The sequence below is a fragment of the Endozoicomonas sp. 4G genome (genome assembly GCF_023822025.1).
In the GTDB taxonomy this organism is placed as follows: domain Bacteria; phylum Pseudomonadota; class Gammaproteobacteria; order Pseudomonadales; family Endozoicomonadaceae; genus Endozoicomonas_A.
In genome coordinates this window covers 2,303,639-2,319,493 of the sequence record NZ_CP082909.1, presented here as the reverse complement: position 1 = coordinate 2,319,493, position 15,855 = coordinate 2,303,639, and the positions used below count along the sequence as shown (strand labels likewise).

Below are 15,855 nucleotides of genomic sequence, written 5' to 3'. Positions count from 1 at the left end.
ACCTTAATGCGTGCTTTCTCTATCCGGAAGATTCTGCTCCCGGATGTGGAGAGTTGGGTGTCAGCGAGCGGGTCAACAGCTCATTGCAGATCGACATCGCTCAGGGAGTGGTGTCTGGTTTCAATAACGCCGCCGCCCAGACAAATGTCATTTTGGTAGAAAACCACAGACTGCCCCGGGGTGACGGCTCTCTGAGGCTCTTCAAATAGTACCAGATACCTTCCGTCTACCGTTTGCTTAAGATGGCAGGCCTGATCCTGCTGCCGATAGCGGATCTTGGCGGTCAGCCTGGCAGGCAGTTCGGGCGCCGAGCCAGAGATCCAGAATAGTTCAGAAGCCGTCAGGGCCTGGGAAAACAACATAGGATGATTGTTGCCCTGGGCTACCACCAGCTGGTTGTTGTTAAGGTCTTTCTCAACAACATACCAGGGAGATTCTGAGGCGCCTTTCAAACCACCAATACCAAGCCCCTGTCTCTGGCCGATGGTATGGTACATCAGGCCGGAATGCTCACCAATAGTTTCACCCTGAACGGTGACAATGGCACCCGGTTGAGCTGGAAGGTACTGTTTCAGGAAATCCCGGAAACGACGTTCACCAATAAAGCAGATACCGGTGCTGTCTTTTTTGTTATGGGTGATCAGGTTGTGTGCTTCGGCAATACGCCGAACCTCAGGTTTTTCTATTTCCCCTACGGGGAACAATGTTTTGGCCAGTTGTGCGGCGCCGACCTGATGCAGGAAATAGCTTTGATCTTTGTTGGGGTCAAGACCCTTTTTCAGGCAGGCCTGATCATTAACGTAATCTCTGCGGGCGTAATGCCCCATGGCGATATAGTCAGCTGCCAGTACCTGGGCATAATCCAGAAACGCTTTGAACTTGATTTCTTTATTGCAGAGAATGTCGGGGTTGGGAGTGCGTCCGGCCTTGTATTCCTGCAGGAAGTGCTCAAAGACATTGTCCCAGTATTCGGCAGCAAAATTGGCTTTATGGAGTTTAATGCCAATTTTGTCGCAAACAGCCTGGGCATCTTCGAGATCAGTCATGGCGGTACAGTATTCAGTACCGTCATCTTCTTCCCAGTTTTTCATGAACAGACCTTCCACCTGATAGCCCTGCTGCTTGAGCAGAAGCGCAGATACCGAGGAGTCTACACCGCCGGACATACCCACGATGACACGGATGTCCTGAGGGTTTTTATCAGAAAAAAATGCAGAAGAATCCGTCATGGTTACCGTATCGCTGAATCAGGGATCGGGCATTGTACCTGTCTGGCGATGTCACTTCTATAGACTTTTTAGTAAGTAGGACTACGGTACTCAAACAGAGGATGGTGACGAAAAACTACATTTATTCCTTACGCACATTGGTATATCTTATAGGCCACAACGCCAAAAGCGTTATGGGGCTGTGCTTAAACGTGATAACAGTGGTCGTCAAACTCCACTTAAACCCCTCCGAGACACCACAGCCAGTTGTTTTTTTGGAGAGAATATGACAACAGATACAACCAAAATTATTTACACCATTACCGATGAAGCTCCTGCCTTAGCCACCTACTCTCTGCTGCCAATCCTGCAGGCTTTTACCCAGGCCGCGGGTGTAGCTGTTGAAACCAGGGATATTTCACTGGCTGGTCGAATCATTGCTAATTTCCCCGAGAAGCTGAGCGCTGAACAAAAACAGAATGACGCTCTGACTGAGCTGGGTGAACTGGCTAAGACACCTGAAGCAAATATTATCAAGCTGCCTAATATCAGTGCTTCCATTCCCCAGCTGACCGATGCGATCAAAGAGCTTCAGGAGCATGGTTATGATATTCCTGATTTTCCCGTAGAACCCGAAAATGCTGAAGAAGAGGTGATCAAGGCTCGCTACGCCAAGGTGCTGGGCAGTGCGGTGAACCCGGTTCTCCGTGAGGGTAATTCTGATCGCCGTGTTGCCACTCCTGTCAAAGAGTATGCCAGAAAGAATCCTCACTCCATGGGGGCCTGGACTGCCGATTCCAAATCCCACGTTGCACATATGCGCAGCGGTGACTTCTATGCCAGTGAGCAGTCAGCTGTCATGCCTGAAGCAACGGATGTAAGAATCGAGTTTGTTGGCAGGGACGGATCGGTGACTGTGCTGAAGCAAAACACCAGTCTGCTGGCCGGTGAGGTCATTGACAGTGCGGTCATGAATGTGAAGGCTTTGAGGGCGTTCTATGAAACCTCTGCCCAAGAAGCCAAAGAACAAAATGTTCTGCTGTCGCTGCACCTGAAGGCCACCATGATGAAGGTTTCCGACCCGATCATGTTTGGTCATGCAGTGACGGTCTTCTTTAAAGAGGTGTTTGAGAAGCACGCTTCTGTGTTCGCCGAGCTGGGCGTTGATCCGGACAATGGTCTGGGTGATGTTTACGCCAAAATTGCCAAACTGCCTGCTGAGCAGCAAGAAGAAATAAAGGCAGATATCCAGGCTGTTTACAAGGCTCGTCCTGAGCTGGCGATGGTGGATTCCGATCAGGGGATCACTAATCTGCACGTGCCGAACGACATCATCATCGATGCTTCCATGCCCGCCGCCTTGCGCTCTTCTGGCCAGATGTGGGGGCCGGATGGCAAGTTGCATGATACCAAAGCCATGATTCCTGATCGTTGTTATGCAGCTATTTATCAGGAAGTCATCGATTTTTGCAAGCAGCACGGTGCTTTTGATGTTACTACCATGGGCAATGTTGCTAACGTGGGTCTGATGGCTCAGAAAGCTGAAGAGTACGGCTCTCATGATAAAACGTTCAAGGCACCCGCAAGCGGCATCATCCGTGTTGTAGAAGAGTCCGGCAGCACGGTGTTTGAGCACCCCGTTGAAGAAGGTGATATCTGGAGAATGTGCCAGACCAAAGACGCACCGATTCGCGACTGGGTGAAGCTGGCGGTGAACCGTGCCCGGGCAACCGGTGCCCTTACTCTGTTCTGGCTGGACGAAAATCGTGCTCACGATGCCAACCTGATTGCCAAGGTTAACGAGTACCTGAAGTTTCATGATACTGAAGGCCTGGATATCCGTATTCTGTCTCCAGTAGACGCCTGTCGTCTAAGCATGGAAACCATTCAGGCGGGTAAAGATGCCATTTCCGTAACGGGCAATGTTCTGCGTGATTACCTGACTGACTTGTTCCCGATTCTGGAACTGGGCACCAGCGCCAAAATGTTGTCTATCGTACCTCTGCTGGCCGGTGGTGGTTTGTTCGAGACCGGTGCTGGTGGTTCTGCCCCCAAGCATGTTCAGCAGCTTGTTAAAGAGAACCACTTGCGCTGGGATTCTTTGGGTGAATTCCTGGCCATCGCTGTATCGCTTGAAGATATTGCGGTTAAGACCGGAAATACCGCGGCTCAGGTTCTGGCAGACACTTTAAACGCTGCCATTGGCAAATACCTGGATGCCAACAAATCTCCTTCCCGTAGAGTAAAAGAGCTGGACAACCGAGGCAGTCATTTTTACCTCGCTCAGTTCTGGGCAGAAGCTTTGGTGGCTCAGGCAGCGGACCAGCAGCTCAGCAGCAAGTTTGCCGGTCTGGCAGAAACGTTGGTTGAGAAAGAAGAGCAAATTATTTCTGAGCTGACAGATTGTCAGGGTGGCACTGCTGGGTTAGGTGGCTACTATGAGCCGAATCCCTCTAAAGCAGCAGCAGTCATGCGTCCAAGTACGACGTTTAATGAGGCTATTGATAGCCTGATTTAACTTCAGACCTTCTTGTTATCCAGCAAAAATGGCTGCAGGTATTTTTCCTGTGGTCATTTTTTCTGGTTCTTTTACTTTTATATGTTGATTATCAGTCGATGCTATTTATGAAATTAACAGCTTTTGAAGTGACGATTGACGTAAATGGTTTTTCTTTGCTCTCCACGTGTTTAGAATGGTAATCAGGGCGTTGTGCTTTTGACGTTTGTACGTCAGTCGACACCTGGTTATGGCGGTCCAGAGCCTGGTTGATTCAGCTGTAAATTCACCTGGAAGCGAGTGCAATGCAGCAGATAGCAGTTCATCACTACATGAGTAATTTCAAGTGGCTTCGTCTAAGCTTAGAGAATGAAAGGACAGAGCAGGAAGGCGATCATGATGTCGCCCTGGCACCAGCTAAAGCCAGAGTTAAACCGCCCGCTATGTATCAGGTACTGCTCTTGAATGATGATTTTACACCGATGGATTTTGTGGTTGAGGTCCTGGAGAAATTTTTCAGCATGGGTACTGAGCAAGCAACACAGGTCATGCTGATGGTTCATACGCAAGGCAAAGCAGTATGTGGAATATTCAGCAAGGACGTAGCTGAAACCAAAGCCCAGCAAGTTAACGAGTACTCCAGAGAATTCCAGCATCCCCTGTTGTGCAAAACAATTAAAGCCGATTAGTGTTCTCAGGGTAATATCATATGCTCAATAAAGACCTCGAACTGACTCTTAACAGTGCTTTCCGTGACGTAAGAAGCAAACGGCATGAATTCATGACCGTGGAGCATCTGCTTCTGGCACTGCTTGATAATGAATCCGCCGCCCGGGTATTAGCTGCTTGTGGCGTGGAAACCGAAAAGCTGCGCAAGGAGCTGATCGACTTTGTTGATTCAACAACCCCGTTAATACCTGCCAACGATACAGAGCGTGAAACTCAACCTACCCTTGGTTTTCAGAGAGTTCTGCAGCGTGCTGTTTTTCATGTACAAAGTTCAGGAAAAAAAGAAGTCACCGGCGCCAATGTTCTGGTCGCAATTTTCAGTGAACAGGAGAGTCAGGCCGTCTACTTTCTCAAGCAGCAAGATGTTGCCCGCATAGATGTAGTGAATTATATCGCTCACGGTATTTCCAAACTGCCGGGCAATGAGCTGGAAGAGCTGGGTGGTGAAATCATGGAGGAAACCACTGACTCTGATGCTGCCGGTAAAGATCCACTGAAGGATTACGCCACCAATCTTAATGAGCAGGCCCGCATAGGTAAGATTGATCCGTTGGTGGGTCGGGCAGAAGAAGTTGAGCGGGTATCCCAGATATTAACTCGCCGTCGTAAGAATAACCCTCTGCTGGTGGGTGAGGCAGGTGTTGGTAAAACCGCCGTGGCTGAAGGGCTGGCAAAAAGAATAGTGGATGGGGAGGTGCCTGAGGTGCTCTCCGAAGCAGTGGTGTACTCCCTGGATCTCGGTTCGTTGCTGGCTGGCACCAAGTACCGCGGTGACTTTGAGAAGCGGTTCAAAAAGTTACTGAGCGAACTTAAAAAACTGGATAACGCCATTCTTTTCATTGATGAGATTCATACCATTATCGGTGCCGGTGCAGCATCCGGTGGTGTTATGGATGCTTCCAACCTGTTAAAGCCGCTACTGACCTCCGGCGATCTTCGTTGCATCGGCTCAACGACGTTTCAGGAGTTTCGTGGTATTTTCGAAAAGGATCGTGCCCTGGCTCGCCGCTTCCAGAAAGTTGATATCACTGAGCCAAGCGTTGACGATACCATCGATATTCTTCGCGGACTCAAAAGCCGCTTTGAAGAGCATCACACCATTGAATACAAGGATGATGCCCTGAAGGCCGCAGCAGAGTTAGCCAATCGCTATATCAACGATCGTCACATGCCTGACAAAGCGATTGATGTTATTGATGAGGCAGGCGCTTATCAGCGACTGCTGCCAGAAAAAGAGCGCAAAAAAATCATCGAAGTGGGTGATGTTGAAAGCATTGTTGCCAAGATTGCCCGGATTCCTCCCAAGTCTGTCTCTTCATCCGACAAAGAGTTGCTCTCCAAACTTGAAAGAAATCTCAAAATGGTGGTTTTCGGTCAGGATGCAGCCATTGTTTCTCTTTCAACAGCGATTAAGCTGTCACGCGCTGGTTTGAAAGCACCGGATAAGCCAGTAGGCGCTTTCCTGTTCTCAGGGCCGACAGGTGTCGGTAAAACAGAAGTGTGTCGTCAGCTGGCCAAGTCCATGGGTGTTGAGCTGGTTCGTTTTGATATGTCCGAGTATATGGAAGCTCATACCGTATCAAGACTGATTGGTGCTCCTCCTGGTTATGTCGGGTATGACCAGGGCGGTCTTTTGACCGAAGCGATCAACAAGACTCCTCATTGTGTCCTGTTGCTGGATGAAATTGAGAAAGGGCATCCGGATGTGTTCAACCTGCTGTTGCAGGTAATGGACCATGGCACCCTTACAGACAACAATGGTCGTAAAGCTGACTTTAGAAACGTCATACTGATCATGACCACCAATGCCGGTGCTGAAACCATGACTCGCAGTTCTATTGGTTTCACTGAGCAGGACCATACGACAGATGGCATGGAGGCCATCAAGAAAACCTTTACACCGGAATTCAGGAACCGTCTTGATTCTATTATTCCCTTTGAGTCACTGTCTGAAGATACCATCAAGCATGTTGTCGATAAGTTTCTTACCGAACTTCAGGCGCAACTGGATGAGAGAAGGGTTCAGATTGATGTTGATGATAAGGCTCAAGAGTGGCTGGCAGAAAAAGGCTATGATCGTATGATGGGGGCTCGTCCGATGGGGCGTGTTATCCAGGAGCATCTCAAAAAGCCCCTGGCGGAACAGATTCTCTTTGGCAAGCTGTCTGAGAACGGCGGTTTTGTTCGTGTGACGGTCAAGAAAGGAGAGCTGTTCCTGAAATTCGAGCCTGCCAAAAGCCTGACTTCAGATCTTGAAGCGGTGGATGGTGAGCAGGGCTGAAAAATGCCAGAGGGGGACAGGGGCAAAGGAGCCCCTGTCAGCGAGAGCGATAGGTAATACGGCCTTTGGTCAGGTCATAAGGTGTCAGTTCAACTTTGACCTTGTCGCCGGTCAGAATGCGGATATAGTTTTTACGCATTTTGCCTGAAATATGAGCGGTCACGACGTGGCCGTTTTCCAGTTCTACACGGAACATGGTGTTAGGCAGGGTGTCGATGACAGTGCCTTCCATTTCAAGACTTTCTTCTTTCGCCATTTAAAGTTTGACCTCAGGAGTGGAACGTTGGCTGAATAAATCTGGCAGCATTCTGCCTGAAAACCAATTTTAAAGCAAAGTGAACCCGCTTTTATCGAATGTTCTCGTAATACCCCCACCGAATCAGGTGGGCAAGGATGTCAATCAGGTAAATTCGCCCGGCTACTTCAGGGTAACCCAGTGATTGTTAACATAGACTTCCAGAGGGCGGTATTGAATCTTGTAACTCATTTTTTTGCAGTCCTTGATCCAATAGCCCAAATGAAGGTACTTAAGTCCTAACTTTTTGGTTTCTTCTATCTGCCAGAGAATGCAGTAACTGCCCAGGCTTCTGGTCTGGCTGATTTCGGGGTCATAAAAGGTATAAATAGCAGAGAGTCCATTGGACAGCTCGTCTGTGACGGCAACCGCCACCAGCTTTTCGTCCAGCCAGAATTTGTAGTAGCAACTGAACTCAGGGCAACCTACCAGAAAAGATTGGAACTGTTCCATTGAGGGGGGATACATGTCGCCATCACGGTGCTGTATGGAGATGTATTTTTTATAGAGCTGGTAGGTTTCATCGTCATATTCGGCTTCGGATCGTGTTACTACAATATCCTGGTTTTTTCTGAACAGCTTTTTGTGCTTACGTTTAGGTTCGAACAGGTTGGCGACGACCCTGGCCGGGATGCAGGCATTGCAGCCCAGGCACTGAGGTTTGTAGACGTGTTGACCACTTCTTCGAAACCCGATGTCGGCCAGATCCCGGTAGAGTGCCGGATCCAAATCTTTGTCGGGATCCATAAATAGTGTTATGGCCTGCCTGTCTTCCAGGTAGCTGCAGTTATGTGGCTGGGTTGCATAGAATTTAAGGTTTTTTAGTGCGCTCATCAGCTTCGGCCATCCATTGCCCTGTCTACTTCCAGTGTGCACTGGTTGCAGGTGTTCGGCAACCGTCTTTCAATGCTTTGAGAAATGCGTCCCGACTGATCATTCTTGCGCCCAGGGACTCAAGGTGGGGGCTGTGTATCTGGCAGTCGATCAGATGGAAGTCTCTGTTCAGTAGTTCTTTGCACAGCATAATCATTGCAAGTTTTGACGTGTTGGTTTCGAAGCTGAACATGGATTCGCCAAAGAAAACCTTATCAATCGCCACGCCATACAGTCCGCCCACCAGTTTATGGTCAGACCAGACTTCCACTGAATGAGCTAGACCCTGTTTAAACAGTGCTGTGTAAGCTGCTTTCATCTCGTCAATGATCCACGTGCCTTCCTGGTTGCTTCGAGGAGATGAGCAGGCCGTCATGACCTCGCTGAAAGCTTCATCAAAACTGACTCGATAAGAGTGCTTTTTCAGAAACCGTTTCATTGAGCGGCTGATGTGAAGTTGATCCGGGTAAAGCACCATTCTCGGGTTGGGAGACCACCAGAGAATAGGTTCGCCTTCGTTGAACCATGGGAATATACCTCTCTTATAGGCATCAGCAAGGGTTTCAGGGGCAAGGTTGCCTCCCATGGCCAATAGGCCGTTAGGGTAATCCAGCGCCTCATGGATGGCTGGGAATTGAGGCTTATGTGGATCAAGTAGAGAAATGGTTTTGCGCATTATCTGGGTAATCAGCAGAAAAAGTAGATTAAGGTTTCGGTTGTATTGTTAATGGGTTCGGCAATCTCGGACTCTGGTTGGTGTATTCACCACTGGGCGTGAGCTCTCCCAGAGACTATGTTCATAAACTCCTCCCCCCATATCAACAGGAGATAGCTGTGACCCAGCTTGTTGAATTATCCCCTCAACCTATTTGGCGACACTTTCAGGCGCTTTGCAAGATTCCTCGCCCCTCCAAACATGAAGATGCCGTGCGTGAATACGTAAAGGCGTTTGGCGAGAACCTTGGGCTGGAAACGCTTGTCGATGAAGTCGGCAACGTGATCATCCGCAAGCCAGCTACCAGAGGAATGGAAAATCGCCTTGGCGTCGTGCTCCAGAGTCATCTGGACATGGTGCCCCAGAAAAACGCAGATACGAACCATGATTTTACCAAAGATCCTATCAAGGCGTACGTTGATGGTGAATGGGTGACTGCCGAGGGAACCACTCTCGGAGCGGATAATGGTATCGGTGTGGTAGCAGCGATGGCTGTGCTTGAGTCGACGGAGATTCCTCACGGTCCCATTGAAGCTCTGTTCACCATTGATGAAGAGAGTGGTATGACCGGTGCGCATGGCCTTAAGCCCGGTTTGCTGAAAGGTGAAATCATGCTGAACATGGACTCCGAAGATGAAGGAGAACTCTATGTTGGCTGTGCCGGTGGTGTCGATGTCTCTGTTTCTCATGGCTATCAGCAAGAGTTTCTGGAAGAAGGATACAGCGGCTTCAGCCTTTCCCTGAAAGGCTTGAAAGGCGGTCACTCTGGGGTTGATATCAAACTGCAGCGGGGCAATGCCAACAAGCTGATGGTGAGGCTGTTGAAAGCCTTGTCTGAAGTGGATGTTCGAGTGGCAGAATACTCCGGTGGTACACTCAGGAATGCCATCCCGAGGGAGGCCTTTGTTCAGGTGGCTATTCCTTCAGATCGCCGCGAAGAGGCAGCACGTATCGTTGATGAGCACCTGAACATATTCCGCGCAGAGCTGGCGGAAGTAGAGCCCGATCTGAGTCTTGTTATGGCAGCATCAGAACCTGTTCAGAAGGCCATGACCCGGGCGGAACAGAGTCAGTTGCTGAATACCCTGCATGTCTCTCCAAATGGCGTCCACCGAATGAGTCTGAGTGTGGAAGGGGTGGTGGAAACGTCCAATAATCTGGCCATTATCAAGGTCAAAGAGGGTCAGATTAGCGTTGAAAATATGGTGCGAAGTCTGATTGACAGTGCCAGGGAAGAACATGCCGAGAGCATTGCCGGTTTGTATCGGTTGATGGGGGCTGAGGTCAGTAAGCAGGGGGCTTACCCCGGGTGGAAGCCCAATACCGAGTCGGCTATTTTGAAAACCATGACAGGCATTCATGAGCAGCTGTTCGGTTACCAGCCTGAGATCAAAGTGATTCATGCGGGCCTTGAGTGTGGCTTGCTGGGCAGTGCTTATCCAAACTGGGACATGATCTCCTTTGGCCCAACCATACGGTTCCCCCATTCACCGGATGAAAAAGTCCATATTCCGGCGGTTGAAAATTTCTGGAACTACCTGGTGGCAACGCTGGCAGCTGTTCCTGAAGCCTGATTGACCAATGATTGACTAATAGTGCTGCCAGAATGCACAAATAAACTGGCAGCATGGCAAAAAATTGTGTAAATTACGCTTTCCTATGTGGGGTAAGTGTAATAGACTTGCCTCCGTCTAAAGTCAGTCTGCTTTTGCCAGCCATTGAATGAAGAACAATTGATCTCATTATCAAACATTCCCCATACATGTGTGGATGCCCTGCGCTGGCAAGGGCTTTTTCCTATTATCATCAGTTCAAACTCTTTCCGGAGGTAGGTAATTAATATGGGTACCCTGAGCGCGGGAGGCCGTTTCTTTAAAAATGAAGAACTGGACGTTATTGAGCAACAGCGCCTGCAAGCTCTCCTTGAAATCACTGATCAGCACGATAAAGAAGTGACTCAACTGAAGTCACGTCTCGATGCGGCTGAACAGAAAGCTGAAAAGCTGAACAAGCAGGTCAAGAGCGCTGATAACGAGCTGAAAACGCTGCGAGCTAGCAACCCTGATCGTATGAAGAAGCAGATCAAGCGTCTGCAGGAGCAGAACCGGACTCTGACTTCAGAGAACGGGACTCTGAAAACCAAGCAGAAGCAGCTGACTCAGCAGCTTAATGCCAGCAAGCAGGAGCTGGAACAGCTTCAGGCTGACAAGGTTGAGCAGGAAGAAAGTGTAGAGGGCTGATAGAAAAGCTCTTATAGGTTGCAGCAGGCTGTGCAGCGTATGGATATGAGGCTCACGCCATCAGGCAGTTATGTCTTGAACAGACATATACTGTATAGCCCTTGCTGATTGCCATATTCAGGCATCCAGTTGTTATTTCTTTCTTAGGGGTTCGATCAAAGCCCGGAATTCGTTTATCCTTCCACGGTTGTCTGTATAAATTCCGCTAGCACCATTACCGTGTTTTTTGGCCGTTAGTGCTCAATAGAGCAATAAACCACCAAGAGGATAATTTATGAGTCACTGGACGTTGTGTCAGTACGAAGGCATTGATCACCTTGAGAAATCCTATACCTTCAAAAAGTATTCAAAGTCCCTCTGTTTTCTGAATGCAGTAGCGGGACTGGCGGAATCCTACATACATCATCCAAGAATGGTTATTGAGTGGGGCAAGGTAACCGTTGCCTGGGGAACTCATGAGTCTGATGAAGGCTCAGGTGTCCTGGCCAGGGATCGACATCTCGCTCAGGAAACGGATCGATTGTTCGAGCTTTTGCAGGCCAGGGAGATATCGGGTGATATCCAGTTGTGACTGATCAACCTTCAACGAATTTCGACACAGGCACCCAGCCCATGTGTTTTTGCCGGTTTTCTACCCAGGCCCAGGCGTTAATTTCACGCAGGATTTTTAAATCTTCACCCACGCTGACACTGAGTTCTCTGGCGGTGTAATCTTCAATGGCTGTTCCCTGATTCTGGCTCAAACGTCTTATCAGGGGCAGAGGTGCCCAGCCTTCTTTGCCGCATGTCGCCGTGACCCAGATCCACCCGGGAAACTCATCATCACTTTTCCCCAACATTAAGCGGTCACCTTCACTAAACGTCACTGGATCCGGATAGCAGGCTTGATAATCTTCTATAACCTTGACTGTTTTCATCATTCAGCTTTTTGTGGACAGTGCTTTCATGCCTTCTTCCAGACCCTTTACTGTCAGAGGGAACATTCTGCCCTCGAACTGTTCATGGATGATCTTGGTAGAGTGGGTGAAAGGCCAGCTGTCTTTGTTGATGGGATTTAACCAGATGCTGTTGTCAAAATGATCCAGAACACGCTGCATCCAGCTGTGCCCCGGTTCATCATTCCAATGTTCAACACTACCACCCGGAGAGGTGACTTCGTAGGGGGACATCTGGGCATCGCCAACAAAAATCACTTTGTAGTCTTTGCCAAAGCGGTGAATGATGTCCCAGGTTTCGGTCTTGTCATTGTGTCGACGGAGGTTGTTTTTCCAGACACTTTCGTAGAGATAGTTATGAAAGTAGAAAAACTCCATATATTTGAATTCGGAGCGGGCACAGGAAAACAGCGTTTCACAGACTTTGATATGAGCATCCATGGAGCCACCGATGTCCATAAAAAGCAGTACTTTGACTGAATTGCGCCTTTGCGGAACCATCTTAATATCCAGCAACCCTTTATTGGCTGTGGAGCGAATGGTGTCATCAAGGTCCAGCTGGTCAGGAGTCCCTTGTCGTGCGAACTTTCTGAGCCTGCGCAGTGCCATTTTCATATTGCGACTGCCCAGTCTTTCATCGTCGTCGAGGTTCTGGAATTCCCGCTTATCCCAGACCTTGGTGGCGCGCTGGTTTCTGCTCTCCTGTTGACCAATGCGAACCCCCATTGGATTGTTGCCGTAGGCGCCAAAGGGGGATGTGCCACCGGTGCCAATCCATTTATTGCCTCCGGCATGGCGTTTCTTCTGTTCCTGCAGACGCTTTTTCAGTGTCTCCATTAATGCTTCGAGGCTGCCAAGGGCCTTGAGCCTTTCCTGCTCTTCTTCGCTGAGTTGGTTGATAAATTCCTTTCTGAGCCACTCTTCCGGTAAAGTGGCTTCAAGCAGGTCATCAATGCTCTCGATGCCGTCGAAAAAAGCCTTACAGGCTTTATCAAAACGATCGTAGTAACGTTCGTCCTTGACCAGTATGGCCCTGGACAGTTGATAGAATGCTTCGTTATCCGCAAAGATCACATGACCTTCCATAGCCCTGAGCAGGTCAAGATATTCCCGGGTGCTGGCTGGGATACCAAAGGCGCGAACTGTATCGAAGAAGTTAATCAGCATCGGTGCATCCTATCGACGGGTCATAAAGGCGAGTCGTTCCAGCAGTTGAACATCCTGTTCGTTTTTAACCAGGGCACCACAGAGTGGCGGTATCGCGCTGCGGGTGTCTCTGTTCCTCAGCACGTCGGCTGGTATGTCGTCAGAGTTCAGTAGCTTCAGCCAGTCAATCAGCTCAGAGGTAGAAGGTTTTTTCTTCAGGCCGGGGATCTCCCTTAATTCAAAGAACACTTGCAGAGCTTCGGAAACCAGATCCTGCTTCAGGGCAGGGAAGTGGACATCGACAATCTGTTTCATGGTGGCCGGATCGGGGAAGCGGATATAGTGAAAGAAACAGCGTCTCAGAAAGGCGTCCGGTAGTTCTTTTTCATTGTTACTGGTGATGATCACGATGGGTCGTTGTCGGGCCTTAACCGTTTTTTGGGTTTCGTATACAAAGAACTCCATCTTATCCAATTCTTGAAGCAGATCGTTGGGGAACTCGATATCAGCTTTATCGATTTCATCAATCAGCAGAACTATTTGCTCGTCGGCTTCAAAGGCTTCCCACAATTTGCCTTTGACGATGTAATTGCCGATGTCGTGTACTTTTTCATCACCCAGCTGGGAGTCTCGCAGTCTTGAAACGGCGTCGTATTCATAGAGTCCCTGCTGAGCCTTGGTGGTGGACTTGACATTCCACTGCAGCAATCGTTTGCCCAAAGATTCTGCCACTTCTTCGGCAAGCATGGTTTTTCCGGTTCCGGGTTCGCCCTTGATCAGCAGAGGGCGTTGCAGGGCAATGGCCGCATTCACAGCGGTTTTCAGTTCGCTGGTGGCGATATAGCTGTCGGTAGAATCGAATTTCATGATCACAGTCGGGTTTCTTGGCGTTAGAGTTTTGTCGGCTATTTGTGGCAATTTTCGAAGTCTGCTTACCCTAAACTCGAGTATACTTAACATTCCGCTACAACTATAGCCGCCTGGATAAACGTTATGAACGCAAAGAGAACACTCATCATCCTTGCTTCATTCGCTGGATTGTCATGCGCGCACGCTGACGTCTGTTCTAAAGCAGACATAGTAGTGAGTTTCAAGATACAAAACCACACCAATGAGGACATGCTACTGGATATGGGAAACCCCTCATATGGCGTCACCCAAGACGGCAAAAGAAAATTTGTCGTGTTCTCTCAAGAAACTGTCGAGGTAAAAGGATGTAGCGACTCGCCGATTGCCGGATTTGAGAGCTATGTGCGTCTGTACGGAAATAATTACCGTTATATGTTCGACTGGTATGTAGACATGCCTCTCTATGGAGATCACGGCGTTAACTTCCATCGCTACACCCCTAATCATAGCTGTGATGTGACCTACTCCTGTCAGCATCATAGTTACAAGAAAATGCAGGCGTATCAAAGCTTCGATGGTGAAGCTCTCAAGATAAAAGTGACCTGTCATGATTAATGGCACATGATGATACAACCAAGTACCATGCATAACCACGCAATAACCTGTATTGTCTTCTGCCTGTAAAAATAACGTCACACTTTATTCTTCGGCAAGCATGGTTTTTCTGGTTCCGGATTCGTCCTTGATCAGCAGGGGGCATTGCAGGGCAATTCTTCTGACCCTTTGCTTTGGATAAAAGTGTGCATTTGTCGAAACTTAAAAGTGTTTTTGATATACAGAAAGATTATTTCAGGTTAATTGAGCCGCCGGTACATCAGAGTTAAAATTTTCGGGACGATGCAAGCGACAACAGGGTATGAGGCCTCATGTCCTGACCGCTTTCAGCTACCCAGCAGGTGAAGAGTATGAAGTTAGTTTCCAGTCTGGCGGGGTCAGTGGTTCTTGCGTTCGCATTCGCAAGTGCTTATGCACTGGATGATTTCATTTATTTTATAAGAAACGAAGATTCCGACCATAGCGTGTCCTACTCTTTCAAGGCTGGGTCGGGAAGCTATTGCATGTACGGGGTTTATACTCCAACGACTGACTCGATGCCACCCTATTACTTAAACATCAGCAAACTTGGCCTCCATTACAAGGCTACAATACTTACAAAGTGTTCCTATGGCAATAAACCGCGATCTCAGGATATCGTCATATCCCGGGATACCCCGCCAAAGGCGACTGCTGTCGTTACGTGGTTTTTGTTCTGTCCCCGCTGTGATCCCTGGGTTGAGACTAAATATGATCCTACCAACATGTTGCAGTGTCCCTATGATCGTTATGGATATACTTCTAGTGTAATGGTCGTTGTGGGTGAGAATCTCGTCAGTTCAAGTGCTAGTTGCACACACAACAATTTCCGGGAATGACAGCGGAACAATTGCAGAGTCTGAGAGGATAAACATTATGAACGTAAAGGCAACCCTCATCATTTGCGCTGTATTCGCTGGATTGTCATACGCGCACGCTTCCCACGAATGTAATAACGCAGGCGTAGTCGCGATTTTCAAGATAGAAAACCACACCAATGAAGACATGCTCCTGGATATGGGGGATCCCTCACATGGCTTTATCGAAAACAAAAGAAAATCTGTTGTCTTCTCTCAACAAACTGTCACAGCAGTAGGGTGTAACGACTCGTTGTTTCACGGATTTGAGACCTATGTGCGTCTGTACGGAAATAATTACCGCTACATGTTCGACTGGTATGTAGAGATGCCTCTAATTGGAGATAACAGCGTTGAATTCCGTCGCTACGCCCCTGATCATAGCTGTGATGTGACCTACTCAAATAAACACCATGGTGCCGGAAAAAAAATGCAGTCGCATCAAAGCTTCGGTGGGGCTCTTCTCTACATAGAAGTGAGCTGTCGTAATTAATGGGACATCAACCAAGTACCAGACATAACTACGCAATAACCCGTATTGTCTTCTGCCTGTAAAAATAACGTCACGGTTTATATCACCTGCATTCGACAACTCTT

At 48.6% G+C, this 15,855-nt stretch carries 15 protein-coding genes; 8 read left to right on the top strand and 7 right to left on the bottom strand.

Annotated elements, in window-relative coordinates:
• Window positions 1-80: 80 nt before the first annotated feature.
• On the bottom strand, window positions 81-1,229 hold the full coding sequence (mnmA, locus tag K7B67_RS09080; RefSeq protein ID WP_252180030.1) for a tRNA 2-thiouridine(34) synthase MnmA: 1,149 nt from the start codon (window positions 1,227-1,229) through the stop codon (window positions 81-83).
• Between the two features lie 265 nt (window positions 1,230-1,494).
• Between mnmA and K7B67_RS09075 the strand changes: the two genes are divergently transcribed.
• The 3 genes from K7B67_RS09075 to clpA all read left to right on the top strand — a co-directional run bounded on the left by K7B67_RS09075 (window position 1,495) and on the right by clpA (window position 6,715).
• Complete coding sequence (locus K7B67_RS09075; RefSeq protein ID WP_252180029.1) at window positions 1,495-3,726, top strand: NADP-dependent isocitrate dehydrogenase; 2,232 nt, start codon at window positions 1,495-1,497, stop codon at window positions 3,724-3,726.
• A 284-nt stretch (window positions 3,727-4,010) separates the two neighbouring features.
• A complete protein-coding gene (gene clpS, locus K7B67_RS09070; RefSeq protein WP_252180028.1) occupies window positions 4,011-4,394 on the top strand; it encodes an ATP-dependent Clp protease adapter ClpS in 384 nt (127 codons plus the stop codon).
• Between the two features lie 20 nt (window positions 4,395-4,414).
• Window positions 4,415-6,715, top strand: coding sequence for an ATP-dependent Clp protease ATP-binding subunit ClpA (gene clpA / locus K7B67_RS09065; RefSeq protein WP_252180027.1), 2,301 nt, complete (start codon window positions 4,415-4,417; stop codon window positions 6,713-6,715).
• Between the two features lie 37 nt (window positions 6,716-6,752).
• On the opposite strand, the gene infA is transcribed toward clpA, so the two are convergent.
• From infA to aat, 3 genes are all read right to left on the bottom strand, one after another.
• Window positions 6,753-6,971: a translation initiation factor IF-1 gene (gene infA, locus K7B67_RS09060; RefSeq protein WP_252180026.1), complete on the bottom strand. Its 219-nt coding sequence runs from the start codon at window positions 6,969-6,971 to the stop codon at window positions 6,753-6,755.
• 162 nt (window positions 6,972-7,133) lie between these two features.
• Window positions 7,134-7,844 carry an arginyltransferase gene (locus K7B67_RS09055; protein ID WP_252180025.1) on the bottom strand — a complete coding sequence of 237 codons (711 nt, stop codon included), beginning with the start codon at window positions 7,842-7,844 and terminating at the stop codon, window positions 7,134-7,136.
• A 25-nt stretch (window positions 7,845-7,869) separates the two neighbouring features.
• Complete coding sequence (gene aat / locus K7B67_RS09050; RefSeq protein WP_252180024.1) at window positions 7,870-8,559, bottom strand: leucyl/phenylalanyl-tRNA--protein transferase; 690 nt, start codon at window positions 8,557-8,559, stop codon at window positions 7,870-7,872.
• Window positions 8,560-8,717: 158 nt separating this feature from the next.
• On the opposite strand from aat, the gene K7B67_RS09045 reads away from it, so the two are divergent.
• The 3 genes from K7B67_RS09045 (at window position 8,718) to K7B67_RS09035 (ending at window position 11,409) form a co-directional block, all read left to right on the top strand.
• Window positions 8,718-10,172 (top strand): aminoacyl-histidine dipeptidase, encoded by a 1,455-nt coding sequence (locus K7B67_RS09045; protein WP_252180023.1) that lies wholly within the window; start codon window positions 8,718-8,720, stop codon window positions 10,170-10,172.
• A 267-nt stretch (window positions 10,173-10,439) separates the two neighbouring features.
• Window positions 10,440-10,838: a hypothetical protein gene (locus K7B67_RS09040; protein WP_252180022.1), complete on the top strand. Its 399-nt coding sequence runs from the start codon at window positions 10,440-10,442 to the stop codon at window positions 10,836-10,838.
• A gap of 274 nt (window positions 10,839-11,112) precedes the next feature.
• On the top strand, window positions 11,113-11,409 hold the full coding sequence (locus tag K7B67_RS09035) for a 4a-hydroxytetrahydrobiopterin dehydratase (RefSeq protein ID WP_252180021.1): 297 nt from the start codon (window positions 11,113-11,115) through the stop codon (window positions 11,407-11,409).
• A gap of 4 nt (window positions 11,410-11,413) precedes the next feature.
• Here the strand turns inward: K7B67_RS09035 and K7B67_RS09030 are convergent, their stop codons facing one another.
• Genes K7B67_RS09030 through K7B67_RS09020 form a run of 3 tightly spaced genes read right to left on the bottom strand, consistent with a single transcriptional unit; the run spans window position 11,414 to window position 13,786 of the window.
• Window positions 11,414-11,758 carry an SH3 domain-containing protein gene (locus K7B67_RS09030; RefSeq protein WP_252180020.1) on the bottom strand — a complete coding sequence of 115 codons (345 nt, stop codon included), beginning with the start codon at window positions 11,756-11,758 and terminating at the stop codon, window positions 11,414-11,416.
• Window positions 11,759-12,940: a VWA domain-containing protein gene (locus K7B67_RS09025; protein WP_252180019.1), complete on the bottom strand. Its 1,182-nt coding sequence runs from the start codon at window positions 12,938-12,940 to the stop codon at window positions 11,759-11,761.
• A gap of 9 nt (window positions 12,941-12,949) precedes the next feature.
• A complete protein-coding gene (locus K7B67_RS09020; RefSeq protein WP_252180554.1) occupies window positions 12,950-13,786 on the bottom strand; it encodes a MoxR family ATPase in 837 nt (278 codons plus the stop codon).
• 126 nt (window positions 13,787-13,912) lie between these two features.
• On the opposite strand from K7B67_RS09020, the gene K7B67_RS09015 reads away from it, so the two are divergent.
• Window positions 13,913-14,383 carry a hypothetical protein gene (locus tag K7B67_RS09015; protein ID WP_252180018.1) on the top strand — a complete coding sequence of 157 codons (471 nt, stop codon included), beginning with the start codon at window positions 13,913-13,915 and terminating at the stop codon, window positions 14,381-14,383.
• 894 nt (window positions 14,384-15,277) lie between these two features.
• Complete coding sequence (locus K7B67_RS09010; RefSeq protein ID WP_252180017.1) at window positions 15,278-15,751, top strand: hypothetical protein; 474 nt, start codon at window positions 15,278-15,280, stop codon at window positions 15,749-15,751.
• Window positions 15,752-15,855 lie beyond the last annotated feature (104 nt).